The 25443-nt window shown below is 59.8% G+C and carries 27 protein-coding genes, 1 tRNA gene and 1 pseudogene; 14 read left to right on the top strand and 15 right to left on the bottom strand.

The annotated features are described in order from the left end of the window. The first annotated feature begins 48 nt into the window (after positions 1–48). The 3 genes from miaB to hflX are packed head-to-tail and all read left to right on the top strand — an operon-like array spanning position 49 to position 3646. Positions 49–1419 (top strand): tRNA (N6-isopentenyl adenosine(37)-C2)-methylthiotransferase MiaB, encoded by a 1371-nt coding sequence (gene miaB / locus OIL88_07045; protein ID HJI72114.1) that lies wholly within the window; start codon positions 49–51, stop codon positions 1417–1419. Then, positions 1419–2357 carry a tRNA (adenosine(37)-N6)-dimethylallyltransferase MiaA gene (miaA, locus tag OIL88_07040; protein HJI72113.1) on the top strand — a complete coding sequence of 313 codons (939 nt, stop codon included), beginning with the start codon at positions 1419–1421 and terminating at the stop codon, positions 2355–2357. Before miaB ends, miaA begins: the two co-directional genes overlap by 1 nt. Continuing rightward, a complete protein-coding gene (hflX, locus tag OIL88_07035; protein HJI72112.1) occupies positions 2357–3646 on the top strand; it encodes a GTPase HflX in 1290 nt (429 codons plus the stop codon). Before miaA ends, hflX begins: the two co-directional genes overlap by 1 nt. A gap of 165 nt (positions 3647–3811) precedes the next feature. Here hflX and OIL88_07030 read toward each other — a convergent pair. Next, positions 3812–4282: pseudogene (locus tag OIL88_07030) on the bottom strand (DUF1624 domain-containing protein). A 53-nt stretch (positions 4283–4335) separates the two neighbouring features. Continuing rightward, on the bottom strand, positions 4336–4980 hold the full coding sequence (lexA, locus tag OIL88_07025) for a transcriptional repressor LexA (protein ID HJI72111.1): 645 nt from the start codon (positions 4978–4980) through the stop codon (positions 4336–4338). Between the two features lie 163 nt (positions 4981–5143). Here lexA and OIL88_07020 point away from each other — a divergent pair, with 163 nt between their 5' ends. The 3 genes from OIL88_07020 to dut are packed head-to-tail and all read left to right on the top strand — an operon-like array spanning position 5144 to position 6536. Then, on the top strand, positions 5144–5593 hold the full coding sequence (locus tag OIL88_07020) for a LysM peptidoglycan-binding domain-containing protein (protein ID HJI72110.1): 450 nt from the start codon (positions 5144–5146) through the stop codon (positions 5591–5593). 51 nt (positions 5594–5644) lie between these two features. Continuing rightward, complete coding sequence (nrdR, locus tag OIL88_07015; protein HJI72109.1) at positions 5645–6088, top strand: transcriptional regulator NrdR; 444 nt, start codon at positions 5645–5647, stop codon at positions 6086–6088. Between the two features lie 4 nt (positions 6089–6092). After that, positions 6093–6536, top strand: a complete 444-nt coding sequence (gene dut, locus OIL88_07010; protein HJI72108.1) for a dUTP diphosphatase — start codon at positions 6093–6095, stop codon at positions 6534–6536. A gap of 467 nt (positions 6537–7003) precedes the next feature. On the opposite strand, the gene OIL88_07005 is transcribed toward dut, so the two are convergent. Then, positions 7004–8305, bottom strand: a complete 1302-nt coding sequence (locus OIL88_07005; protein HJI72107.1) for a UDP-N-acetylglucosamine--LPS N-acetylglucosamine transferase — start codon at positions 8303–8305, stop codon at positions 7004–7006. Positions 8306–8422: 117 nt separating this feature from the next. Here OIL88_07005 and OIL88_07000 point away from each other — a divergent pair, with 117 nt between their 5' ends. Next, a complete protein-coding gene (locus OIL88_07000) occupies positions 8423–9361 on the top strand; it encodes an FAD-dependent oxidoreductase (protein ID HJI72106.1) in 939 nt (312 codons plus the stop codon). 154 nt (positions 9362–9515) lie between these two features. Then, the gene (locus tag OIL88_06995; protein ID HJI72105.1) at positions 9516–10127 is read left to right on the top strand and encodes a DUF1836 domain-containing protein; all 612 of its coding nucleotides are present in this window, start codon (positions 9516–9518) and stop codon (positions 10125–10127) included. A gap of 72 nt (positions 10128–10199) precedes the next feature. Here the strand turns inward: OIL88_06995 and OIL88_06990 are convergent, their stop codons facing one another. From OIL88_06990 to OIL88_06965, 6 genes are all read right to left on the bottom strand, one after another. Continuing rightward, a complete protein-coding gene (locus OIL88_06990) occupies positions 10200–11066 on the bottom strand; it encodes a DegV family protein (GenBank protein ID HJI72104.1) in 867 nt (288 codons plus the stop codon). Between the two features lie 178 nt (positions 11067–11244). Further along, positions 11245–12366 carry an NlpC/P60 family protein gene (locus OIL88_06985; GenBank protein HJI72103.1) on the bottom strand — a complete coding sequence of 374 codons (1122 nt, stop codon included), beginning with the start codon at positions 12364–12366 and terminating at the stop codon, positions 11245–11247. Between the two features lie 32 nt (positions 12367–12398). Then, positions 12399–12929 carry an adenine phosphoribosyltransferase gene (locus tag OIL88_06980; protein HJI72102.1) on the bottom strand — a complete coding sequence of 177 codons (531 nt, stop codon included), beginning with the start codon at positions 12927–12929 and terminating at the stop codon, positions 12399–12401. 40 nt (positions 12930–12969) lie between these two features. After that, positions 12970–13848 (bottom strand): MerR family transcriptional regulator, encoded by an 879-nt coding sequence (locus OIL88_06975; GenBank protein ID HJI72101.1) that lies wholly within the window; start codon positions 13846–13848, stop codon positions 12970–12972. A 3-nt stretch (positions 13849–13851) separates the two neighbouring features. Further along, complete coding sequence (locus OIL88_06970; protein ID HJI72100.1) at positions 13852–14286, bottom strand: FHA domain-containing protein; 435 nt, start codon at positions 14284–14286, stop codon at positions 13852–13854. Between the two features lie 66 nt (positions 14287–14352). Continuing rightward, on the bottom strand, positions 14353–15057 hold the full coding sequence (locus tag OIL88_06965) for a CDP-alcohol phosphatidyltransferase family protein (GenBank protein HJI72099.1): 705 nt from the start codon (positions 15055–15057) through the stop codon (positions 14353–14355). A gap of 396 nt (positions 15058–15453) precedes the next feature. Between OIL88_06965 and OIL88_06960 the strand changes: the two genes are divergently transcribed. The 6 genes from OIL88_06960 to OIL88_06935 all read left to right on the top strand — a co-directional run bounded on the left by OIL88_06960 (position 15454) and on the right by OIL88_06935 (position 20070). Continuing rightward, on the top strand, positions 15454–16182 hold the full coding sequence (locus OIL88_06960; protein HJI72098.1) for a lantibiotic protection ABC transporter ATP-binding protein: 729 nt from the start codon (positions 15454–15456) through the stop codon (positions 16180–16182). Beyond that, positions 16179–16949, top strand: coding sequence for a hypothetical protein (locus tag OIL88_06955; protein ID HJI72097.1), 771 nt, complete (start codon positions 16179–16181; stop codon positions 16947–16949). The genes OIL88_06960 and OIL88_06955 overlap by 4 nt, the downstream gene beginning before the upstream one ends. 220 nt (positions 16950–17169) lie before the next feature. Continuing rightward, positions 17170–17763 carry a hypothetical protein gene (locus tag OIL88_06950; GenBank protein HJI72096.1) on the top strand — a complete coding sequence of 198 codons (594 nt, stop codon included), beginning with the start codon at positions 17170–17172 and terminating at the stop codon, positions 17761–17763. Beyond that, positions 17756–17938 (top strand): hypothetical protein, encoded by a 183-nt coding sequence (locus OIL88_06945; GenBank protein HJI72095.1) that lies wholly within the window; start codon positions 17756–17758, stop codon positions 17936–17938. Before OIL88_06950 ends, OIL88_06945 begins: the two co-directional genes overlap by 8 nt. Positions 17939–17983: 45 nt before the next feature. Beyond that, a complete protein-coding gene (locus OIL88_06940; protein ID HJI72094.1) occupies positions 17984–18646 on the top strand; it encodes a response regulator transcription factor in 663 nt (220 codons plus the stop codon). 26 nt (positions 18647–18672) lie between these two features. Continuing rightward, positions 18673–20070, top strand: a complete 1398-nt coding sequence (locus tag OIL88_06935) for a HAMP domain-containing histidine kinase (GenBank protein HJI72093.1) — start codon at positions 18673–18675, stop codon at positions 20068–20070. Between the two features lie 605 nt (positions 20071–20675). Here the strand turns inward: OIL88_06935 and OIL88_06930 are convergent. The 6 genes from OIL88_06930 to rpe form a co-directional block, all read right to left on the bottom strand. Further along, a tRNA-Pro gene (locus OIL88_06930) sits at positions 20676–20752 on the bottom strand. Positions 20753–20832: 80 nt separating this feature from the next. Then, positions 20833–22047: a bifunctional phosphopantothenoylcysteine decarboxylase/phosphopantothenate--cysteine ligase CoaBC gene (gene coaBC / locus OIL88_06925; GenBank protein HJI72092.1), complete on the bottom strand. Its 1215-nt coding sequence runs from the start codon at positions 22045–22047 to the stop codon at positions 20833–20835. 2 nt (positions 22048–22049) lie between these two features. Further along, a complete protein-coding gene (locus tag OIL88_06920; GenBank protein ID HJI72091.1) occupies positions 22050–22769 on the bottom strand; it encodes a hypothetical protein in 720 nt (239 codons plus the stop codon). Continuing rightward, positions 22766–23575, bottom strand: coding sequence for a Nif3-like dinuclear metal center hexameric protein (locus OIL88_06915; protein ID HJI72090.1), 810 nt, complete (start codon positions 23573–23575; stop codon positions 22766–22768). Before OIL88_06915 ends, OIL88_06920 begins: the two co-directional genes overlap by 4 nt. Beyond that, a complete protein-coding gene (locus OIL88_06910; protein HJI72089.1) occupies positions 23572–24750 on the bottom strand; it encodes a cysteine desulfurase in 1179 nt (392 codons plus the stop codon). The genes OIL88_06915 and OIL88_06910 overlap by 4 nt, the downstream gene beginning before the upstream one ends. 6 nt (positions 24751–24756) lie before the next feature. Then, entirely contained in the window at positions 24757–25428 is a 672-nt protein-coding gene (rpe, locus tag OIL88_06905) for a ribulose-phosphate 3-epimerase (GenBank protein HJI72088.1), read from the bottom strand. Between the last annotated feature and the right edge of the window lie 15 nt (positions 25429–25443).

The raw sequence follows: 25443 nt of genomic DNA, 5'->3' as shown, positions 1-25443 counted from the left end.
TGCTTGCCTCGATTCGCCCCCCTCTCCCCATCGTTAGGACTTATGCACATGGACCAGCGTTCCGTACGCGATATTCTTGCCGGTAAAACCTACTTTATCCGCACCTTTGGCTGCCAGATGAATCAGCACGACTCTGAGCGCGTGAGCGGTCTGCTCGATTCGTATGGTTGCCTCATGGCGCTCGATCCCGAGCATGCCGATATCGTTGTCTTCATGACATGCTGTGTGCGTGAGGCCGCCGATACTCGCCTGTACGGTCAGTGCAATTCCTGCAAAAGCCTGCCGCCTTCGCCTTCGGGCAAGCGTGTGGTTGCCGTGGGCGGCTGCATCGCGCAGCGTGATGGCGAGGGCCTGCTCACCAACGTCGATAACGTCAATGTCATCTTTGGCACGCATTCTATCGCACATGTGGCCGAGCTCATTGCCGAGGCGTTCCTTGATGGTAAGCGTCATATCCGCACCAACGAGCATGAGGATACGGATGCCATGAGCATGCCGTGGCATCGTGAGACCCAGTATCACGCCTGGGTGCCCATCATGACAGGCTGCAATAATTTCTGCACCTATTGCATCGTGCCGTACGTGCGCGGTCGCGAAAAGAGCCGCTCCTTCGAGGAGATTGTCGACGAGGTGACCGGTTTGGTGCGCCAGGGCGTGCGCGAGATCACACTGTTGGGCCAAAACGTTAACTCATATGGTCGCGATCTGTTTGGCAAGCCGCGTTTTGCCGATTTGCTGCGCGCGGTGGGCGATACGGGCGTCGAGCGCATCTTCTTTACCTCTTCTCATCCTAAGGATCTGCTGCCCGAGACCATCGACGCCATGGCCGAGACGCCTGCCGTTATGCCGCAGCTGCACCTGGCCGTTCAGTCGGGTTCGACGCGCATCCTCAAAGAGATGAATCGCCGTTATACACGCGAGGACTATCTGGGCCTTGTCGATCGCATTCGCAACCGCATGCCCGATATCGCGCTCTCGACCGACATTATCGTTGGCTTCCCGGGTGAGACTGAAGAAGACTTTGAGCAGACGCTCTCACTTGCCGAGACGGTCCGCTATGCTCAGGCCTATACCTTCATCTATTCCAAGCGCGCCGGTACCCCGGCCGCCGAGATTGACGATCCTACGCCGCATGAGGTTATTCTCGAGCGTTTCAATCGCCTGGTTAAGGTTATCGAGACCACGGCACACGAGTATAACCAGGGCGAGCTTCATACTGTGGTTCCTGCGCTCATTGAGGGAACGAGCAAAAAGAACGATGCGGTCCTGCTGGGCAAGAGTCCCAAGAATCAGACCGTGCATGCGCCTATCCCAGTGGGTTACAGCATCGATCAGCTTGTTGGCAAGATCGTTGATGTTGACGTTGACGTTGCCAAGACCTGGTATTTGTCCGGTTCCGTTGTGGGCGAGCCGCGCTAATGGTTTCTCCCGGGGCAGGTCTTTCCGCCGTTGCGATCGTCGGTCCGACGGCGGTTGGTAAGAGTGATGTTGCCGACCGTTTGGCAGCTCGTCTTTCGTCCGAAGTGCTGTCGTGCGATGCGATGCAAATCTATCGCGGCATGGACATCGGTACCGCAAAGATGGCGCCCGATGAGTGTACGGCGCCGCTGCGTCTCGTCGACATTGTAGAGCCGGGTGTGGCATATTCTGCTGCGCTTTATCAGGCTGACGCTCGCGCGCATGTTGAACGTCTTCTTGGTTTGGGTTGCCTGCCGGTTTTTTGCGGAGGTACGGGGCTATATCTCAAGGCAGCCCTCGATGAGATGGACTTTCCCTCTGGTGAACTTGAGGACGATCGCCGTGCGGGCTATCAGGAGCTTGCCGAACGTATTGGCGAGGAAGAACTGCATGCCCTGCTTGCCGAGCGCGATCCAGAATCGGCTGCTGTTATTCATCCCCATAACGTGCGCCGTGTGATTCGTGCGCTCGAGATGCATGATGATGGTATCTCCTATGCACAGCAAAAAAGTCAGTTTAGTGTTCCGCGCGAGCATTATCATGCCCTATGGTTTGGCCTGACGCGTAATCGCGAGGTGCTCTACGAGCGCATTAACCAGCGCGTCGATCTGATGTTTGAGCAGGGTCTTGTCGATGAGGTCCGCGGTCTTATGGACCAGGGGTTGGGGGATGCCCTGACGTCGATGCAGGCAATTGGTTATAAAGAGATCATCGATGCTTTCAATGGCGTGATGAGCATGGATGAGGCTCGCGAACTCATTAAGATGCGTTCGCGTCGTTATGCCAAGCGTCAGCTTTCGTGGTTTAAGCGCGATGACCGTATCGTGTGGTTTGATATGGATGAATGTACGATCGATGAAGTCGTTGAGGATATCGTGCATCGTATTGAGGCTGCCTAATGGCCCGTTTCCCCCTTGTTCCCACGGCACCCGAGCCCGAGCGTGCCATTTTAGTTGGTGTTGAGTGGCGCGACAATGCATGGCCGCTCGATCGCTCGCTTGATGAGCTGGAGCGTCTTGCCCACACAGCTGGTGCCCAGTGCGTGGCACGTTTGTCGCAGCGTTTGGTAAAGCCGTATCCTAAATCGTTTATCGGTTCCGGTAAGGTTGAAGAGCTGTGCGGCCTGGTGTATCGCATGGATGCCGATGTCGTTATTTTTGACGACGACCTGACCCCCTCGCAGCAATCCTATTTGGAGAAAGCCGTGGGCGAGCCGGTAAAGATTATCGATCGTACAGCACTGATCCTGGATATCTTTGGCCTGCATGCTCAGACGCGTGAGGGACGCCTGCAGGTACAGCTGGCACAGCTTCAATATTTGTTGCCTCGCCTGCGTGGCATGTGGAGCCATCTCGCCAAGGAGCAGACGCGCGGCGGCATCGGCTCACGTTTTGGTCAGGGCGAAAGTCAGCTCGAGGTCGACCGTCGCCTCATTCGTAATAAGATCGCTGCGCTTCGTCGTGAGCTCAAGCAGGTTGAACAGCGTCGCGATGTTCAATCCAAGAGCCGCATTGAGTCACCGGCGTTTCGCGTCGCGTTAGCCGGTTATACCAATGCCGGTAAATCGACGTTGCTCAATCGTCTGACCGGCTCTACGGTACTTTCGCAGGACAAGCTGTTTGCTACGCTCGACCCTACGACGCGTTCGTATCGCCTGCCCGGCGGTCGCGGCATGACGATTACCGATACCGTCGGCTTTATTCAAAAGCTGCCGCATGGTCTGGTCGATGCCTTTAAATCGACGCTGTCCGAGGTGTTGGGTGCCGATCTAATTCTCAAAGTCGTAGATGCGTCTGACGAGGACTATGAGCGGCAGCTGGAGGCTGTCGACCGCGTGCTTGATGAGATCGACGCCGGAGAGCGTTTAACGCTTACGGTTTTCAATAAAATCGACCTACTCGATAGCGTCGATCGATTGAGTTTCCGTCGTCGTTATCCCGAAGCCGTTCTGTTCTCGGCCCAAACGGGCGAGGGGCTCGGCGATCTCGTCGATCGCATTGCTCGCGAGGCTGCTGCCACCGATGTACTGCTTTCAGCCGACATTCCATATCGTGAAGGTGCGCTCATCACACTCGTGCATGAGCAGGGAACCCTTTTGCACGAGGAATATCTCGAGGACGGCGTTCGTATTGTGGCGAAGTTGCCGGCTCGTATTGCACCGCGGCTCGAGCGTTATCGCACCGAGTAGACGAGCTCCAAAATGCCCAGAATGATGGGCTGATGCAGCAGATAAAAGGGGAGTGCGTGACGTCCAAGGTTGGCGAGCGCCGGCAGGGGGGTTGGCGTAGGCCCAGCTAGGGACGGTCTTATCGATTCCCTGCGCTATGTGTGCGGCGAAGTATCCTGCAAGATACATAAAGATAAACGGGATGATGGGGTAGTAATCCCCTGAGACAAACCCAGGGCTCGGAAATCCCAGCCACGCCAGGTAGGGGACAGGGTAGATCGTTTTGGGGATGCTCCAGGTGAGGGCGAACAACACAAGGCATAGGGGCATGCCCCATCTCGCCGATATCTTCTTAAGGACGGGATCGGTCAACGCCACGATGCCGGTACATGCGGCCATGCAGTAGATGATGCCAAAATTAACCGAATCGTCGACTGAGACAAGCGTTGTTGCCAACCAGACGACGAGTGCTGCTAAGGCGTATTTGGCGGCACGTTTGATATTGTTGCGCGAAAGGGTGCACATCCAACCCGCGATAAACAAAAATACCCAGCTGATGCTGGCGCGCCAGATGTCTTGAAAGACTGACTGGGTAAACCAGGGCATATCCCAGCCGTACAGGTAGGCGAGATCGTAGCAAGCGTGAAAGCCTGCCATAGAAATCATCGTAAACCCGCGGGCGGTATCAAAGATGGTGATGCGTTTTTGCATTACGAGAACCGGCGCATCAAGCCGACGACTTTGCCCAGGATAACGGGATTCGTTGCATAGATAGGCTCCATAGTGTCGTTCTCGGGCTGCAAGCGCACACGCCCCTGCTCCTTGTAGAACGTCTTGACGGTCGCCGAACCATCAATCATGGCCACAACAATTTCGCCGTTCATGGCACTCTTTTGTTCACGGACGATGATGTAATCTCCATTGAAGATGCCGACATTGATCATTGAGCTCCCATGCACCTCAAGGATAAAGGAACCCTGATCAGTCGCGATTTCGGTCGGGATAGTAAAAGTGTCTTCGATATTCTGCTCGGCCAGAATGGGGATCCCAGCCGCGACGCGACCAACGAGCGGTAGCGAGACCGTTCCGCGAGGTGCGGTGGGCTCGTCAGATTTAGAAATTGAGACAGAGGAACCATCCTCGTTAAAGAGTTCCAGGGCGCGCGGTTTGGTGGCATCGCGCTTGAGTAGCCCGCGCGCCTCCAGGGCAGAGAGATGGGCGTGCACGGTGCTGGGGGAGGAAAGGCCCACGGCAGAAGCCATCTCGCGCACGCTGGGCGGATAACCCTTCTCCTGCTGATATTCCTTGATGAAGTCGTAAATTTGCTGCTGACGCTTGGTAATTTTGCGAGCCATCAGGGCATCCTCTCTACCCATGTCAAACAAATGTTCGAATTTTGCTTGACAGGAACAACTGTTCGAAGATAATAATAACCGAACATTCGTTCTCGCGCTAGACATTTTTGTCCGCGCGGCTTGATAAAACTGTTCTCAGCAAAACACGCGAGAGGAGAACATGATGAACGTAACGAATATGGTCCAGGGAAACCTCGCCCTTAAGCTCGAGGCGCCTGCCTCGCCTGCCTTTACGGTCGTGAAGGGCGGACGCTCTCAATTTCAGGCCGTGGCCACTAAGCCCGTTCGCACCCAGCGTGCGTCCGTTGCTTTGGCCCCTGTCGCCCTGAAGGCCTCGACGATTGTTGCTGTTGCCGTAGCGTTCACCCTGTTCTTCGTGCTCGCCGCGTCAGTTTTTTCTGCTCGTCACGCAGCATATGCCGATTCCGTAGCCAACGTTACCTACGAGACGGTTCGTGTGCAGTCCGGTGATTCCCTGTGGTCGCTTGCCCAGGAGCATCCCATCGATGGCCTTTCCACACAGGAGACTTCCGACATGATTCGTAGCGTCAATCACCTCGATCGCGGCTCTCTTGATGCTGGTGCAGTTCTGAAAGTTCCGACTCGTTCGTAAGATTTCGGCTCGGTCGCATGGTACCCTTGTTATCGTTTAGGAGGAGGTACCATGCGCTGTCCCAAATGCGGCAAGGCACATACCCGCGTTGTCGATTCCCGTATGCAGGAGTCGAACAACACTATCAAGCGTCGTCGTGAATGTTGTTCGTGCAATTATCGTTTTACGACGTTCGAGCGCTGCGAAGATCCCATCGAGGTCATCAAATCCGACGGATCAAAGCAGCGGTTCGATCGCAACAAGCTGCTGGTCGGTCTGATGCGCGCCACGATTAAGCGCGATATCGACACGAAAAAGCTCAACGAGATCATCGATGACATCGAGGTGGAGCTGCGTTCCCGTACGCTGACGGCTGTAACGTCCCACGAACTGGGCAATATGGTGCTCAAACGCTTGGCTAAGATCGACAAGGTGGCCTACATTCGCTTTGCCTCGGTCTATCGCGATTTCAAAGACGTCGACGAGTTTTTGCAAGAGCTCGACAAGCTAAGGTGATTTCATGTCCAACATTACCGTTAACATTAAGCGTCTCGATCCCACGGTCGAGCTTCCCAAATACGCTCATCCCACAGATGCCGGTCTTGACCTCCGTGCCAACGAAGACTGTACCCTCAAGCCCTTTGAGCGCCGATTGGTCTCCACTGGCTTGGCCATTGCGCTGCCCGATGGCTACGCCGGCTTTGTCCAGCCCCGCAGCGGCCTGGCCATTAAGCAGGGCCTGTCTATAGTCAACACGCCTGGTCTCATCGATGCCCACTATCGAGGAGAACTTAAAGTCATCCTCATCAACCTGGATCCCACCAACGACATCCAGATCAACAAAGGTGACCGCATCGCCCAACTCGTCATCCAAGAAGTCCCCACGGTCAATCTCGTAGAAGTAGACGAACTAGACGAAACCGACCGAGGCAACGGAGGCTTCGGCTCCAGCGGCGTAGCTTAGTCGCAGCGCCTCTTACGTTCGCCTACCCGTGGGGGAGCCCTATATATCATCCCGTGCTCAAACATTCTCGCGGGGCGCTCGTATCCCTCCCGCCCGCCTCTCACACATATCATTCCATGCTCAAACATTCTCGCTTCGCTTCGCTCGCTGCGAAACTGCGCGTGGAACGATATGTGTGAGAGGCGGGCGGGAGGCTACTCGCTTGAAACAATATTTATCTTTCTAGTTAGCCGATGCGACAAAGGGGTCGTCCCCTTGTCGCATCGGCTAACTGTTTTTATATTTTCCGGTTTCGTCTTTGCAGGTTCTAGTGGTGGGGAATCTGGTATAGCTGCTAGTACGTTAACGCAGCTCACCTTTGGGATGCCCCTATATATCGTCCCGCGCGCAGTTTCGCAGCGAAGCGAGAATGTTTGAGCACGGGATGATATATAGGGGCATCCCAAAGGTGAGCGGACATTAAGGCGCTACCTGATATGAGCAGGCTTCCCGCCCCAGTAGAAGCGACAGAAGGCTCGTTTGCGCTTTTGGGGTTTGCCTGCAAGCTCCATGGTTGCGATGGCGATGTCTTCGGCTGCGCGTGGACGTCGCAGCACTTCGCCGTTAATGAGCAGTGCCTTGAGCGACTCGGGATGATCGTGGAGATGGCGTAGTGTCACGATGAGCTCGCGTGCGGTGGTGACATGCATGCTGGCGCCCATGCCGGTGAGCATGGTGGTGTTGGCCTTTTCCTGACCGTAGGACTTTCCCAGCAGAATCATTGGCAAGTGTGCGCACAGGCATTCGGTAACGGTGAGTCCGCCCGATTTGAGAATTGCCAGGTCGCAGCCGTGCATGAGCGCTGCCATGTCATCGACATAGTCAAGAACCGTGACGTTCTCGAGTTTCATGGCGTCGAAGAGCGTTTTGAGACGGGTGGCATATTCGGCATCCTTGCCCGGCAAAAAGACAAAGTGCATGTCCTCGAAACTGCGCAGGAAGGGGAGGGTGCGGCCCATCTCCGCGCGAAAGCGAACGTACGGTTGAGGCAAACTAGCGCCGGCCATCACCAGCACTACGAGCTTGTCTGTGGGGAGATTGAACTTCTTGAGTTCTTCCTCGCGATTGTAATCCGTATCAAACCCGGCGCGAATGGGGATGCCCGTAATGCGGATCTTGGTCTCGGGAACCTTACGGGGGCGAAGTGTCTCGGCCATAAACTCGTTTGCCACGCAGAATAGGTCGGTATCCTTATGGGGCCACCAACCCTCGACCTCGTAATCGGTCGGTACGCAAATGACGGGATAGTCGATGCCCGTAATGACGCGCGCGCCGACAGCAACGTTGGCTGCCGTGATATGTGTGGCTACCACGGCAATGGGCCTGCGAGTCCGAACGTATTCGCTAAATGCGGGAAACATAATGCGCGACCATGCCGTGCCACCGCCCCAAAGCAGGTGTCCGGTAAGGGTATAACGCCAGGTCAAGTCATAAATTGGGCGCGTGGCGCCGGTAAACGAGGCGGCCGTTTTGTTGCCATCGAATTTTATGCGTCCAAAATCAAGGATATCGAGCACTTCAATCTCAACATCCTCGGGGATGCCATTGGTGCCGCGGATGAGGTCGAATGCCTGCGCAATCGCATTTGCGGCGGCCTTGTGGCCTGAGCCGACCGAGGCGTGCACGATGGTCACGAGAGGTTTTTGCTGAGCCAAGAGCGTGGTTTGCTCCGATTGGGGAGTGCTGTGCGTGAGCAGGGGAGCGTCGTCGCTCGTCTGCGTTTGATCCATCGAAAACTCCCCTTCATCTTTGTGTCGCAAAGAATCATTGTAGTGCATGAGTGTCATGTTCGTCTGAATTTGGGTATGAGCGCAAAGAACGACAATGTTTCGACGAGAGGAAGCTTTATGACTACCGATCAGCCGATTGATGTTGCGATTATCGGCGGCGGCCCTGCGGGTTATGCTGCAGCCATTTATGCGGCGCGCGCCAACCTCACGACGACTGTGATTGAGCAAGGCATGTCGGGAGGCCAAATTGCCACAACCAATGAGGTCGAGAACTATCCGGGTATTCCGCTCTTGAGCGGTGCCGAACTCGGCGAGCGTTTTCAGCAGCATGCAGAGGGCCTGGGAGCGCAAGTTACATGGAGCATGGTGACGGGCATCGATTACGATGCCGATACAGCGCTGTTTACGGTGCATCATGATACGGGCGATACACTGGCCTTGAGCGTTATCGCTTGCATGGGTGCCACACCGCGATCTGCTGGTTTTATTGGCGAGGATACGTATCGCGGTCGTGGCGTTTCGTATTGCGCGACGTGCGACGGCATGTTCTTTCGTGGCAAGCAGGTTTTTGTCATCGGCGGCGGCAATGCTGCCTGCGAGGAAGCCCTGTTCTTGTCAGAAATCGCCAGCAGCGTGACCATCGTCTTACGCCGCGATCAGTTCCGTGCCCCCGATGGCGTGGTTCAAAAGGTGCTCGCAAAAGATAATATTTCAGTTAGGTACCAAACTAGTATCGTGGAACTATCGGGTGAGGCGATGCCTACGACTGTCACGTTTAAGGACAACACTACCGGTGACACCTATTCCGAGTCCTTTGATCCTGGTTCGTTTGGCATCTTTGTCTTTGCTGGCACGCAGCCCCATACCGAGCTTGTAGAGCATCTGGTGGATCTGGCGCCCGACGGCGGTATTGTGACCGACGAATCGATGGCAACCCGCACGCCTGGCTTATTTGCTGCCGGCGATATCCGCTCCAAGCGTTTACGCCAAGTTGTGACCGCCGTTTCGGACGGAGCCATAGCGGCTACCAGCGCATACGTTTTCTTACGTGGATAAGTACGATAATATATCTTATGTAAGGTTGCTATCTTTAAACAAAGTGGTTGAACGGTGCTTCAATGTGCTGTCCAACCACTTTTACTTAACGGCTATGTGGTATTCAAAACTAGATGACCTAGAATACAATATAGAAAACGAACGGAGGCCTCTTATGAACCACGCTAAACATGTTATCCCGATGTCCGATACATCGGTCAGCATTAAGCCCGAGGATATTCAGCCGACGGTGCTGCCGGATGCATTTATTCAGTCCGATATGGTGGGAAGACTCAACGCGTTGAGCTTGCCACGCTATGACCAGCTGCCCAACGTAACGCTCTATCGCGATCAGGTTATTGAATATGTTGCGCTGTGGATGGAGCCGCTTTCGATTTGCGTAGAGCAGCCCGTTATCACGCCATCGATGATCAATAACTACGTGAAGGTCGGCCTCGTTCCTGCTCCGGTTAAAAAACAGTATGGCCGTGAGCAGATTGCGCGTCTCATCGCCATTTGTATCTTTAAGCAGGTGCTACCCATCGCTGCCGTTCAGGCGCTTTTTAATATTCAGCGCTTGAGCTACGACGCTCCGACCGCCTTTGATTATGTTGTCGATCAGCTTGAGGCATCGATTCGTGCGGCGTTTTCCGTCGAGCAGACTCCCGTGCCCGATACCGCACATCAAGTTACGCGCGAGTCGCTGCTCGTACGCAGTGCGGTATCGTCCTTTGTTTCGAAGGCATACCTGATGAGCTATCTTAAGTTCAATGGGTTTAATAGCTAACTGAGGTATAAGACGGGCGGGATAAAGAGCCACTGGCCCCTTATCCCGCCCGCGCGTTTGACTAGTTGGACATTATCGGCCCGAAGCTACGCCCATGCCGTAACCGATGATGAGACCGTGCATCTCAGCGTAATAGGAATCTAGCCCGTTACAGGGCATGATGATAGTCTTGGAGCCTGGCCAGTGCTCCACAATGCGGTCGGCAAGCGCCTGGGCTCCAGCTTCGTTCTCAACGTGATCGATGATGACCTCGCCGCCAGTAAAGCCCTCGGCCTCCATGGTGTTAATAATCTTGGTGAACATCTTCTTTTCGCCGCGCGTATGCCCAACGAGTTCAATTTCGCCCGCTTCGCTCGCCGTGCCTAAAATGCGGATATTAAGCTTGTTGGCAATAACTCCGGCCGCCTTAGAGATACGTCCGGCCTTCGCAAGGTTTTCATAATTGCACAAACTAAAGAGAATCTTGCTGTTCTGCTCCAAGCTATCGAAGTAGGCACAGGCGTCCTCAAAGGAGGTATCCGGGTTGCTTGCAAGATAGCGGTCGAACAGTAGGAAGATCAGATCCATTTTGCCACCTGCGGCTCGCGAGTTAACCAAATGAATCTGACGGTTGGGCTCTTCGGCAAGCACCATGTCACGCGCGGTGGCCGCGGCATTGTAGCTACCCGAGACGCCCTCGGAGATGGGCATGCAAATCGTCTTGTCGGCGAGCTTAAAGAGCTCAGCCCACTCCCCTACGCTTGGGCAGGCGCTCGATGATGCGCCGGTTTCCGATTGAATGGCAACATTAAGCTCGTGAACATCGAGCGAGAGGTCGTCAACGAATTCACGCTCCCCCACTCGGATCTTAAGGGGTGCAAATGCAAAGGTGGTATGAGGTGCGGTTGGTTGCCAATCGCGAAGATTGCAGCTCGAATCGGAGATGAGTGCCCAGCTCATTGAGGGTCCTTTCTAATTGTTCCCCAACAATTATAGCCATCTTTTTGATTGTTTGGACGGCTATCTAGTTTTGAATACTAGATAGCCGTACTGATCTTATGGCAAACGGTAGGGGCAAAAAGAATGGGCCTCGTGATTCAAGATCGCGAGGCCCACGTTCGTTCGCTGTAGTACCAAATTAGTAGCGAACGAAAATGTAATTGTTGTTCATGCCAGCGGCAACGGAGCTGATGATGACGCCCGTCTTGTAGTCGGAAGCATGGATCATCTGGCCGTTACCAATGTAGATGCCGGTGTGGTAAGAGTTAACCACGACATCACCAGGCTGGGGATCGGACACGCGGGTCCAGCCCATGAAGGTGCCCGTGGTACCAAGACGGCAATAACGGCCGGTGAGGCAGTAGCTTACAAAACCAGAGCAGTCAAAGCTGTTCGGTCCAATGCCGCCCCAAGAATAAGCACAACCGAGCTTGCTGTAGGCGCGCGAAACAACGGAGCCGCCGTCAACGGACTGGCTCGGTGCGGAAGGCGTCGGAGCCGGAGCGGGCGTCGAGGGCTGCGGCGTGGGAGCAGGAGCGGGCGTGGGCGCAGGCGTGTTGCCGCCGCCGTTGTTGGTCGTACCGCCACCATTGTTGGTGTTCTCGGTTGTACCGGCGGTGTCGTTGCTCACCGTGGCCTTTTCGGCAGTGCTGGCGTTGATACCGGCCTGCAGCGCGGCGTTGGCCTCGGCCTCGGCAGCAAGCTCGGCCTGCAGCTGTGAATCCAGGGAGTTCACGACACTTTGAGCCTCAGCCTGCTGGGCATTGAGTTCGTCGACCTTCTTCTGTGTCGCGGCGACGTTCTTCTCCTGCTCGGTCTGCTTATCGGTGAGCTGCTGCTTAAGGTCCTTGACCTCCTGAATGGTCTGGGCCTGCTTGTCGGAAACCTTGCCGTAGTAGAACAGACGATTGAGCATATCGCCCAGATCGTCGACGCCCGTCAGAACCTGAAGGAGACTCAGACCGCCGGTCTTGTACTCACCGGCAACATAGCTCGAAAGCTTTGCCTGACCCTCCGCAATCTCTTGCTGCTTTTGCGTGATCTCGCCTGCAGTCTGATCAAGCTCCTGCGTCTGTGCGGAGAGTTCTTCATGAATTTGCTGGGTTTGGGTGCCAATCTGCTCGAGCTTGGTACGGGCAGCGGCAAGGTCGGATGCGGTATCGGCGTAGGCCGGAGCCAGGAGGCCCAGGCCCAAAACACAAGCGAGGGTTGCCGTAGCAGCGCAGCGTGCCATGTTTTTGTGCGTATTTGCTGTGCGCATGTAGCTTCCTTTCCGGTATCTAATGGTAGCGGCTAGTCCACCGTTACCAGGCTAAAGAGCTCAACGTCCTCGTTAGAAGGCGTGAGCTTCTTGCGCGGGTTGAGAAACGCAAGCTCAAGGATACAACCGTAGCCCACAAGCTTTGCGCCCATATCTCGCACCAGTTTACCTGTTGCCTCGACGGTTCCGCCCGTCGCGACCAAGTCGTCCAGAATCAACACGGTATCTTTAGAGGTAATGGCATCGGCGTGGATCTCGATAGAGTCGGTGCCATATTCGAGCTCGTAGCTCTCGCTCACCGTCTTGCGAGGCAGCTTGCCCGGTTTACGTGCGGGAACAAAGCCGGCGCCAAGGGCTACAGCCACCGGTACGCCAACCATAAAGCCGCGAGCCTCGGGACCCACGACCTTGGTGATTCCCATGCCGGCAAAGTGCTCGGCGAGGGTATCGGTCATGGCTTTGAGCGCCTCGGGATTGCCAAAGAGCGGCGTGATGTCTTTAAAGATGACTCCGGGCTCGGGATAGTCGGGGATGTCGACGATTTGAGATTCGAAGTCGTACATTGCATGACCTTTCAATGGGTTGCCGAAATATCAGCAGCGGTTATTTGCCCGCGGTGACGGTGCCGGATTGCGAAGGGGCGACGACCTTGAGCGGCTTTACGAGAGAATCCTCGTGCGAAGCCGGCGCGGCAGTTTCTTCGTTTTTGGCCTTGGTGGACTCGGAGCGAGCGATTTCCTCATCGAGTGCATCAATGTCGGCGTCCTCGACCACGGCGTTGAGCGACTCAAAAACGCGGTTCTTGAGCAGCGCAGTGTGCACACCCTCGGTCAGGTCGTGAAGCTTCTTAAACGCACGCTCGAGCTTGGCGTCGCGCTCGTCATCGGAGGTATCCATTCCGAGCATGCTCACGAGCACCTGCTCAAACATCGAGGACTCGCGGTTGGCGGAAGACACGTACTGACGCAGGTTGCGGGGCTCGATATGGAAGCGTGACAGCTCGGAGCAGTAGCGGATGATTGGAAAATCGCGACCATCGACGAGCTCACGATTCTGCGGACTCTTGATGATGCGAATGAGGTCGTTCTCGGCGAGCGAGCGGATAAACGAAATCTCGACGCCCAGCATATCGGGAATGGTCTCAATGGGATGCAGCTTTTGCTTAGTCTCCTTGGGCTCCGTCTTGAGCGGAACATCGGACAGTAAGCCCACCTCGTAAGCGAGCGTTGACAGGTCCGTGGCGTTTTCCAAGCGCTGCTTAATCACGTTGAGCGGCATGTAGCGGGTCTTCTGCAAATGCAGGATGACCTCCAGGCGATCAACGTCCTCCTTAGAGTACTGACGGTATCCCTTAGGCGTACGATGAGGGGTAATGAGCCCCTCATCCTCTAGAAATCTAATTTTTGAGTTCGAAAGATCGGGGTATGCGCCTCGAAGTAGGTTGACGACTTGGCCGATACTCAGATAGTTGCGTTCGGCCATGCCCTACTCACCGGTTTCGATGCGCTCCGGCGTGCTCTCGTGGTAGATGAGCGTAAACGTACCGATCTGGACGGAAGAACCGTCGTGCAGCGGGGCCGCGTTGACGATGGCACCGTCGACCCAGGTGCCATTGAGCGAACCCAGATCCTCGATGCGAGCGCCGAGGCCCTCGCGAATAATGCGCGCGTGGCTGCGCGAAACGGTCATGTCATTGAGGAAGATGCCGTTTGCAGGATCGCGGCCGATGGTGGTCACGTCGTCCTCGAGCTCAAAGGCGGCACCAGTCTGCGGACCCTTGACGATGGACAGAACGGGGGCGGTGATGCGCACGTTGGCCATGAGGTCGGGAACGGTGACGTCGCTTGAAGGCACGCGGAATACGCAGGTAGCGTCAGCAGTCTTATCATTCTGAGGCATATTGTTAACCATGTTGTCCATGACAACCCCTAACTTATCGCGGACGTGCCGCAAATAATGAACCGTACGTAATCATACCCCAACGAATCAGTCTTCGATTTCAGGGTTCAGAAAGTCGATGTCCTCGTCCTCGGGATGCGCGAGAGCCTGTTTAATGGCCACTCCGCCCTTAATGGAATAGATGACAGCCGTGAGCATGGAGAAGATCACGCCGCCGTACACAAAGAAGATGCCGAGGGGCACCGAGCTTCCGTTGAGGCCCGGGAAGGCCGTAAGGGTTGCAGGTAAAAGATGCAGGCCGTCAATAACGGGGAACCCGAGCAGCATGAGTGAGAAGCCGGTCATGAGCAGTGCAGTGGCAATCTTTCCGGGAAAGACGACATCGATGGGGCGACGGTGATAATGACGCACGATAAGCGTGCCGATGCCCAGATAGATGTCGCGGCCAATAATGAGCACGCAGACCCAGATGGGCAGCTCTCCGCGGACCACCAGCCCAAGTACGCCGGTGAACAGCAGCGCACGGTCGCAGATGGGATCCATGACCTTGCCGAGCCACGAGACCGTCTTGGTCATGCGGGCGATCTGACCGTCCATCCAGTCGGTAGAGGCGGCAACGGCGTAGATAACGATGGCGATGACGCGGTTGTTATCCGTCACAAACAGGTACAGAAATACCAGGGTGAGGATCAGGCGCGTAAAGGTGATGAAATTGGAGATCGTAAAGATCTTATTCGACGGGTAATCGGAAGTGCCGATAAGCTCCTTTTTGATCTTCTTTTTGATGCCCACAGGACTCCCCCGCTGGTTAACGACAAAACTTTTGCTACTATACCCGTTCCGGCGATGTCTATCCAGCGTAAGCATAGAGAGTCCAGACATATGGAGGATGCTACTGGGTTGTGCGGGATTCTGCATTTGTGTACATCAGCCTCCAAATATGACATTTTTCGGCATCTTTGATGGCTGATGTACACGTTTTGATTCGGTGATTACATCGATCGGGAAAGTTGTTGCTTTAAGCAAATTAATCATGATGTGCGGGTCGAGAAGGGTTGGCGCCAAAAGAACTCAACGGCCGTTATGGCTTCGTTAGAAACGCGCCCCACCATGGATGGTGAACCCGAAAGGTAAGGCGCGCGGGCACGGTGACTCGGCCCGCGCTCCCGGAAGAGAAAGGATAAACCCATGGGTTACATGCTCGAGACGCGTGGGCTCACCAAGCGCTTCGGCCGCGGCGACCAGGCGCTGGACGCCGTGGCCGATGTGAGCCTTCATATCCGCGAGGGCGAGGTGTACGGGCTGCTCGGTCCCAACGGCGCCGGCAAGTCGACAACGCTCAAGATGATCTGCGGGATGCTGCGGCCGACGGCCGGGGAGATCCTCTTTGCCGGGCACGCTTGGCGCCGCGAGGACCTCTACGCAATCGGCAGCCTCATCGAGGAGGCGCCGCTCTACCCCAACCTCACCGCGCGCGAGAACCTGCGCGTGCGCACCACGCTGCTGGGCCTTCCCGAGAGCCGCATAGATGAGGTGCTCGCCGCCGTGGACCTCGCGGACACCGGGAAGAAGCGCGCCGGGCGCTTCTCGATGGGCATGCGGCAGCGCCTGGGGCTCGCGCTGGCGCTGATCGCCCGGCCACGCCTGCTCGTGCTCGACGAGCCCACCAACGGCCTCGACCCCATCGGCATCGAGGAGCTGCGCGACCAGATCCGCGGCTTCGCGGCGGCGGGTACGACGGTGATCGTTTCGAGCCACATCCTCTCCGAGGTGCAGCAGATGGCGGACACCATCGGCATCATCTGCGAGGGGCACCTCGCCTACGAGGATGCGCTTCGGCCCGGGCAGGACCTCGAGGAACTCTTCATGAGCTTCTGCCGGGAAGGGCGACGAGCACGCGGGGAGGTGGCGGCATGACGGGCGAGAAAGGCGGCCTGTTCGCGGCCCTGCGCGCCGAGGCCCTGAAGTCGCGCCACGCGGCACCGGTCCGCCTGGCCGTGCTCATGGCGCTGCCGATGCCGCTGCTCGGCGCGATACCCTACCGGGGCGTGCAGATCTTCAGCGCGTGGAACTACTGGTACGCGCTCTTCCTGCCCGTGTGTCTCTCGCTCGTGGTGGCGTGCGTCGCGCGGGCTGATGCTCGCACGCGGATGCGGGGGCTTCTGGGCCTGGGCTTCCCGCTCGGGCGCGCCTGGTGGGCCAAGGCGCTCTGGTGCCTCGCGCTCTGCACGCTCTCGAACCTCGTGGTCTTCGGCATCTACCTCGCGGGATCGGCGTTCTCCTCGCAGGGCCTCACGGCCGCGGGCACGCTCACGATGCTCCTCTGCGCGCTCGCCAACACGGTGACCGCGGCGTGGATGATCCCCGCAGGGCTCTTCCTCACGGCGCGGCTCGGCATGCTCGCGGGCATCTTCTGCCCGCTCGCCGCGCAACTCGTAGGTGGGTTCGCCTGGTCGTTGGTGCCGCTGCCGCAGCTCTTTCCGCCGTCGGCGAACATGGTCATCCCCACGAGCTTCATCCCCGTGCTGCCGAGCGGCGAGCCGCTCGCGGCGGACATGGCGCTCGGCGAGGCGCTCGCGTCGGACGGCATGCTCACACTGGCGGGCCTTGCGGTCTGCGCGCTCGCGTTCGCCGCGCTCACGGCGGCGGGCGCGGCCTGGTTCGCGCGCTCCGAGGAGAGGTGATGGCCATGACACGACTCTCCGACCCGATGCCGCGCATGACTCTCCCGCGGGCCCTGCTCTCCGAGGCCCTGCGCCTGGCGCGCTCCCCGCTCACGGCGGTACACCTCGTCTGCGGCTTGGCAGCCGGTCTTGCCTGCGGCGAGTACTTCTCCGTAACCCGATGGGACCCGGCGCTGGGCGCGGACGCCTACGCCCAGCTCCTCGGCGCTCTCATGCCCTCATGTCCGCCATCGTCTGCGGGCTCGCTGTGGACGAGGAGCGCGCTGCCGGGCGCCTCGCCAACCTCACGGCGGTCCCCTCGCGCGGGCGCGCCGTCGCGGCGAAGCTGCTCGCCCTTGCGGCGCTCGGCGCGGGCGCGCTGGCCGTGGCGCTCGGCGTGTTCGGGGCCGTGCTCGCCGTCGCCGGGCGCCTGCCGCTCGGGCCCACTCCGCTTGCGGCCGCCTGGGCGGGCATCGTGCTGGGCAGCCTGCCCCTCTACGCGCTGGGGCTCGGCGTGGCCCTGCGCCTCGGCCGCAACGCCGTCATCGGCGCCGGCGCGGCGGGGATGCTCCTCGCGTTCTTCTCGGTGGGCGGACTTGCGCACGGTCTCATGACCGGCGAGCTCACCGGTGCCCTGGCGACGCCCCTGAGCTGGGTGCCGCTCGCCTGGCCCGCGCGCTTGGGGTCGCTCGGGGTGGAGGCCTTCATCGACGCCGTACGCGCGGCGGGCCCACTCCTCACGACTGCGCTCGCTGGCCTCGTGCTCACCCTGGCAGCCGCCGCCGTCCTTCTCGCCTGGTTCTGCCGCTTCGAGGACGGGAGGGCAGATGCATAGGAAGCCGCTCGCCGCCGTGCTCGTCCCCCTCTCCGCAGCGTTTGTCCTGGGCGGGAATGCCCTGCTCGACGCCGGCTGGGGTTCGGCGCTGCGCTCGATCGCCGACTGCGTGCTGCCCAACCCTGAGATCGTCATGTTGGCGCCCGCGGCTGCGCGCGGGGCTCTGGACCGCTGAGCGCGGCGCTAGTACAATTCCGACGAGAGTTTCAGGAGGTCGAACATGGCGAGGATACTGGCAGTGGATGATGAACGGGCGATCCTCGACGCGCTCGCGCGCGTCCTCGGCCGCGACGGCCATGAGGTCGTCAGGGCGGCGGACCCGACGGCGGTCCCGGGGATGGACCTCTCGCGCTTCGACCTCGTGCTCTGCGACGTCATGATGCCGGGGCTCGACGGCTTCGAGCTCGTGCGGCAGATCCGCCCGGACTTCGACGGGCCCATCGTCTTCCTGACCGCGCGCGTGGCCGAGGAGGATGCCGTGGCCGGCTACGGCCTGGGCGCCGACGACTACGTCCGCAAGCCCTTCGGGGCCGCGGAACTGCGCGCCAAGGTCGCGGCCCATCTACGCCGTGAGCGCCGGCCGCGCTCGCACGCCCTCTCCTTCGGGGAGGTGCGGATCGACCTCGGGGCGCGCGACCTCGCCGTGGGTGGCGAGACCGTGCTGCTCACGCCCACCGAGTACGCCATCTGCGAGTACCTCGCGCGCCACCCTGGGCAGGTCATGAGCCGCGCGCAGATCCGCGAGGCGGTGCTCGGCTGGGAGAGCGACGCCGACGACGCGGCCATATCCATGCAGGTCAGCCGCGCCCGGAGGAAACTCTCCGAGGCCGGCGCCGATCCGATCGCGACCGTCTGGGGGATGGGGTACAAGTGGCAGCTCTAAGGACCGGGGCGCGAGGTCGCGGGGGCATGCCGCTCTCCTTCGTCATCGCGCGCTACTTCGCCTACGCGTTCGCGGCTGTCGCCACGGCGTGGCTCGCCTCGTTCATGGTACTCTCCGTGGCGATCAACGCGGGCTTCGTCTACGAGGCAAGCTGGGGGCCGGCCAATGTGCGCGAGGTCGCGGAGGGCCTGGCACGCGACGGCGTCTGCGGACAGCAGGACGTGCCGACGGCGTACCGCTACCTCATCCTGAATAAGGACGGATACGTGCTGATGACAGACCTCGATGGCACGCGGCTCGAGGACGCGACGGAAATGGCCCGTGCGGCACTCGCCGCGGATCCGGGCACAGTGGAGATCGAGGGCGGGGGCTCGGGCCTCACCTACGCTGCGTTCCCGCTCAAGGGCGGCGGGGCCTGCGCACTCGTCAGCGAGTACCTGCCGCAGTGGGTCTCGCGCGATCTCGCCAGCCTGCTTCCCAACCCGCAGAACCTCATGCTCGTCGGTGCCGCTGTGGGAAGCGCGCTCGCGCTCGCGCTCGTGGCGCGCCGTGCGAGCCGCGTGATCTCGCGCAAGATGGCGCCGCTCGCGGAGGCGGCGGGGCGCGTCGGCGCGGGGGAGCTCGACTTCGCGGTCGGCAGCACCAACGTGCGTGAGGTGAACGACGTCCTCGCCGCGATGGACGCCATGCGGGCTTCCCTCGCCGAGTCGCTCGAGGCCCGCTGGGCCGCGGAGCGGGGGCAGCGCGAGCAGATGGCGTCGCTCGCCCACGACCTCAAGACGCCGCTCACCGTGCTGCGCGCCAACGCCGACTTCGTGGCGGAGGAGCTGGAAGACGAGAAAGACGCCGACCTCGCGGCCGCCGCGCGCGACATAGCCGGCGGTGTCGAAAGGCTCGACGGCTACGTGCGCCTGCTCATCGAGGCCTCGCGCGGGTCCGGCGGGGCGGAGAGGGCCCCCATGCGGCCGGCCGAGCTCTGCGAACAGGTCCTCGCCGAGGCCGCCCAGATCGCCCGGGCGCGAGGTGTGACGCTCGACGCGGCCACGGGCCCCGCTGTCGCGGGCGCGCCCGAGGCCCCGCTCGACCGAACCGCCCTGGCGCGAGCCGCCGCGAACCTCGTGGCCAACGCCGCCGAGCACGCGCGCTCGCGCGTGGCGGTCTCCTGCGACGTCGCGGGCGGACACCTCGTCATCGAGGTGGCCGACGACGGACCGGGCTTCTCTCCCGCCGCCCTCGAACGCGGCTGCGAGCGCCTCTTCACAGACGACTCGTCCCGCTCCTCGCGCGACGGAGGCCGCCACTACGGGCTCGGCCTCCACGTCGCCTCCGAGGCCGCGAGCGCCCACGGGGGCTCCGTCTCGCTCGCCAACAGCCCCTCGGGCGGCGCGGTGGTCACCATCGCGGTCCCCCTGTGCGGGATCTGACGACTTCCTCGATGTCTACCTCGACTGCGATATGTCGCTCGTCGAGGCCGCGACGAGATGGTGTTGCGTCTGCCCCGCTTGGTGCTTCTAGCTCAAATTTGATCTGATGTAAGGCTCGTGCAATCCTGCATGGGCCGTTCTTTTGGCAATTGCTCGACCGATTCGTGGCTTGAAACACAAATTATCGAGTTAAGGAGACATGGGGTCACACAGCGGCTCTCAGAGCGCCCGCCGCACTCCCCCGCCATTACCCTGCGGCGTCCTCGTATAGAGCCCATCCTGCTTGGCGTTTCGTTGCAACAGCCCACTTGTCCACCGATCAAGCGAACTGCTGGAATAAATACAGCGACACGCTTGTCCGTTTTAGTCGCTATATCTGTGTTAATCGCCGTGATAAATACAGCCCGTACTCGGCTGCATACCAGCTACGCGTATGTAGATTCATATCGCGTTAATAAATCGGCTCAAGCGTGTGCAAAACGCGCAAGTAGCCGCAAAAGGCGATTATCGCGCAGGTAGATTTCTGGCACCCTGTTGCTTACTGAAAATTAAGCAATTGCTTAAAACAAAAAAGGTCAGGCACTAGGTGCCTGACCTGAAACTTCTGGTCGGGACGACTGGATTCGAACCAGCGACCCCTTGACCCCCAGTCAAGTGCGCTACCAAGCTGCGCCACGTCCCGAAGCTTTTGTTTGTTGCTCTGCTCTCGCTCGCAACAGGGAGTATATTAACCCGAAACTTTAGACTTGTGCAAGAACTTTTTTATAAATTTTGAAGCAAGTTCAAAATTGTATCTGCGAGCTGGGGTTTTGTTAGCACGGGAAGTTCTTGCGTGCCCGTTGTGCTTACGATCCAGGCCTTGTTAGTGTCGGTTCCAAAGCCCGAATCGGCGCGTGAGACATCGTTAGCGATAATGGCATCACAACCCTTGCGGGCGAGCTTACGCTGCGCGTACTCCACGACGTTATCGGTCTCGGCCGCAAAGCCGATTACGCGCCGCACTCCCTTTTGACGCGAAAGCTCGGCCAAGATGTCAACGGTCTCGACCAGTTCAATGCGATCCAAACGCTCGTTGGATTTTTTGAGTTTATGGTCGGCTGGAGCGGCGGGTGTGTAGTCAGCGACGGCAGCCGCACAAATGGCCGCATCGGCCGTCTGAAAGGCGCTCAGAGCCGCCTGCAGCATCTCTGTGGCGGTTTGCACACGCACGCACTCCACGCCGCGGGGAACATCAAGCGATGTCGGTCCCAGCACGAGCGTGACGGCGGCACCGCGGCGAGTGGCCTCCCCCGCCAGGGCGATGCCCATCTTGCCCGACGACCGGTTGCCAATAAAGCGCACGGGATCGATCGGCTCGTGCGTGGGGCCGGCGGTAATCACGATGCGCTTACCTGCCAGGTCCTGAGGCGCGGGGTTGAGCACCTCGCAGACAGCCTCGACGATGTCCTCGGGCTCGCTCATGCGTCCCGTGTCCACGTCGCCGCAGGCAAGGTAGCCGCTGCCGGGTCCCACCACATGGACACCGCGCTCGCGCAGCGTGGACATGTTGGCCTGTGTCGCCGGCGCCTTCCACATGCCGTTGTTCATAGCGGGTGCGATCGCGATGGGTCGCGGCGTCGCAAGTAGCGTGGTGGAGATGAGGTCGTCGGCGATGCCGTTGGCCATCTTGGCGATGATATTGGCCGTCGCGGGCGCCACGACCACCAGATCGGGCTCTTGCGCCAGCGAAATGTGATGGATGGGGTCGGAGGGGTCGTCGAACAGGCCTACGGCGACGGGCTCGTTGGTGAGCGCACGGAAGGTGAGCGGGCCGACAAACTCGGTGGCATGCTCGCTCATAACGACCTTGACGCGCGCGCCGCGCTTTTGGAGCTGGCGCACGATATTGCACGACTTATAGGCGGCGATCCCGCCGGTAATGCCCAGCAGGATCGTTTTTCCCTCAAGTTGCATTGAATTGTTGGATGCCGCCGTCATCGCTAGGCTTCCTTGCTCGGGAGTACCAGGAGGCGGTGGCAGTACGGGCAGTGCGTAATCTCGCTGCCGTCGTGGTTGAGGTCGCTCATGGACGATGCCTGCAGCGCGGTGTGGCAGACCGTGGGAATGTTGCCCTGGATGGTCTCGACGGCCAGGCCGCGGAACTGCTTCAGCAGACGCTCGTAGTCGGTGAGCACGTCGGTCGGCAGCGTGGCGGCAAGCGCGGTGCGCTCCTTAGTGGCGGCTTCGATCTGAGCCTGCAGGTCGGCAGCCTTGGCGCGGGCGGCCTTGGTATCGGCCTTCACGCCCTCCTCGAACTTGGCGATGATGGCCTGCGCGCGAGCCTCGCGGTCGAGCGCCTCCTTGTGGGCGACGACGACGTCCTTGCGGGTGTGCTCGATCTTGTCCAGACGCTTGGCCAGGGTGGCGAGCTCGTTCTCTAGGTCCTGAACCTCGCGGTAGTCGGAGCCGTCGACATGGCGCTTCTTGGCAGCCTCGATGGCGTTGTTGGTCTGAATCTCGGTGGTGTTGAGATCGTCGAGCTCAATATCCAGGTCCTTGCGCTGAGCGTAGAGCTTGGTCATTTCGGCCTTGAGCTTTACATAGGTCTTGCGCTTGGAAGCGAGCTCCTTGAGCTCCGGCATATTGGCAAGTTCGCTCTTGTTGCGGGCGAGCTCCAAATCGATCTGTTGCAGCTTGAGTAGCGTAGCGCCGGCGCTCATAAGTTCTCTCCTTTTGTCACAGTCCACCATTGGCAAGGGTTCAGTATTTTAATCGCATGACGGGGGTCAACTCCGGCGTCAACTGCAGAGTTCATCAATATATCAACGAACGGCTCCTCGGAGCGGTCGTGGCCGAGCAAGATCACCGGCAGACCGCGCAGAGTGAGGTCCTGTGCCGCGTGGTAGCCCGCCTCGCCCGTCACGATGACATCCGCACCGGCGGCGATGGCAAGCTCGCCAAAGTCACCCAGCGAACCGCCCAAAATTGCGATGGTTCGGCACGGGTGATCGGCCTCGCCCCACACGCGCGGGTCGCTGCCAAACGCCGCTGCGGCGCGTGCGGCAAGGTTGCGCAGGCTGCAGGGGTCGTGGAGGGTCGCGAGTACGCCCAGTCCGCAGGCCTCGGGGTCGTCCACGTGCTCCAACGAGCTTGCGGGCGCGGCGTCCAAAAGCCTACTTAGGCAGATACGTGCCTCGTGCGAGCGGTCCAGGTTGGTGTGGAGCGAGATAATGCTCACGCCGCAACGGGCTGCCTCGTAGAGCGCCGCGCTGCATTGGGGGCGCGTCGCACCGGGCGGGCAAAACGCCTCGGGCGCCTTGATATAGATGGGATGATGCGTTAGCAGCACGTTGGCGCCGGCCTCCTGGGCGCGGTGCACATTGGCTTCGGTCGCATCGAGTGCGCAGGCAAAACCGGTAATCTCCGCGGCAGGGTCGCCGACGGAAAGTCCTACATGGTCCCAACTCTCGGCATTGGTCTTGGGATAGCGTGCCAGCAGCGCGCGCTCAAGCTCGGCGACGATCATGCGGCGCCTACGATCGAGAGCAGCGTCTGGGCAAACTCGTCCAGATCGTCCGGATTCACGCGGTCGTCAAAGGAAATGCGCAGTGCGCCCAATGCCTGCTCGCGACCGATGCCCATCGCGCTTAAAACATGGCTCGGGTCCATGCTGCCGCTCGAGCACGCCGAGCCGGCCGAAACCTCAAAGCCGGCGGCGTCGAGCTTAATGATGAGTTCCTCGGAGTCCATGCCATCAATGTAGATCGATACCATGCCGGGCAGACGGTCGGCTTGCGCGTAGTCACCCATGGTGGCGTGAATGCGCGGGTGGGCCGTAAGCGTGGCGTAGAGCTTGTCGGAAAGGGCTTGCAGCTTCGCGCGCTCCTGAGCCACATGGGGCGTCAGAGACGAGGCGGCAGCGGCAAAGGCGAGCTGCGTTCGCAGGTCTTGCGTGCCGGCACGACGACCGGCCTCCTGTCCGCCGCCAAAGATGCGCGGGCGCAGCGGCGTGCGGCTCTTAAGGTAGAGTGCGCCAGATGCCACGGGACCGCCAATCTTGTGGGCTGCGACGGACATGGCGTCGACGCCCAGCTCGGTGACATCGAGCGGAATATGCAAGTAGCCCTGGATGGCATCGGTGTGGAACAGGGCGCCTGCGGTATGCGCGGCCGAGGCAAGCTCGCGGATAGGTTGTACCACGCCGGTCTCGTTGTTGGCGGCCATGATGCTTACGAGCGCCACGTCGTCGCCGAGCAGCTCGACAAGCGTGGCAGGCTCAACGTAGCCCGCGCGGCAGGGTTGCACCAGATCGACGGTAAAGCCGGCGGCACGAAGCAGCGGCAGGTTGTCCAGAATCGAATCGTGCTCGATGGCAGATACGATCACACGGTTACGCTTGCGATCGCGCTGACGAGCGCCCTCGGCAAGACCGAGCAGCGCCAGCTGGTTGGCCTCGGTGCCGCCGTTGGTAAGGATGATCTCGGACGGGCGAACGCGTGCGCCAAAGCTGCGGGCGATCTCGCGACGGGCGACTTCCAGGCGTGCGGCGGCCTTGCGGCCAAGTGAGTGCAGCGAGTTGGGGTTGACGCCGGCGAGCTCGCTATCATCGTACTCACGCTGCACAAGGAGCGCCTCGGCGCGCATGGGCGTCGAGGCGGCATAGTCAAGATTCACGGGTATGCGGTTTTGACCTGCGGTCATAAGGGTTTATGCCTCCTGTGCGGCCTCATTGCCCAGCTTCTGCAGCAGCGCAACCTCGGCGGCGGGATCTTCGGACTTAAAAACGGCGGAGCCGGCTACGAGCACGTTGGCGCCGGCCTTGACGACCTCGGCAATGTTCTTGGAAGAAATACCGCCGTCGACCTCGATGAGGGGCGAAACGCCGTGACGCTCGCACATGGCCTTGAGCTCGTGAAGCTTTGCGATGGTGCCCGGGATAAAGCTCTGGCCGCCAAAGCCCGGGTTCACACTCATGAGCAGCACCATATCGACGACGTCGATGATGCTCTCGAGCACGCACACGGGGGTGGCGGGGTTGAGCACCACGCCGGCCTTGACGCCGCGCTGCTGCAGATGCGTGAGCGTGCGGTGCAGGTGCGTGGAAGCCTCGTAGTGCACGGTGATCATGTCGGCACCGGCGTCGGCGTACCAATCGACCGTCTCGTCGGGGTTCGACACCATCAGGTGCGCGTCGACCGGCACGTCGGTGGAGCGCTTGACGGCCTTGAGGATGTCAACGCCAAAGGTGAGGTTGCCGGTAAAGTGGCCGTCCATTACGTCGAAGTGCACGTAGTCGGCACCGGCGATCTTGTCGAGTTCGCCCTTGAGGTTGGCCATGTCGGCCGAGAGGACGGACGGAGCGATTTTAATGGAACCCATGGTAGTAGCCTTTCT

Source organism: Coriobacteriaceae bacterium (assembly GCA_025992855.1).
GTDB lineage: Bacteria > Actinomycetota > Coriobacteriia > Coriobacteriales > Coriobacteriaceae > Collinsella.
This window is presented reverse-complemented; position numbering and strand designations above follow the sequence as displayed.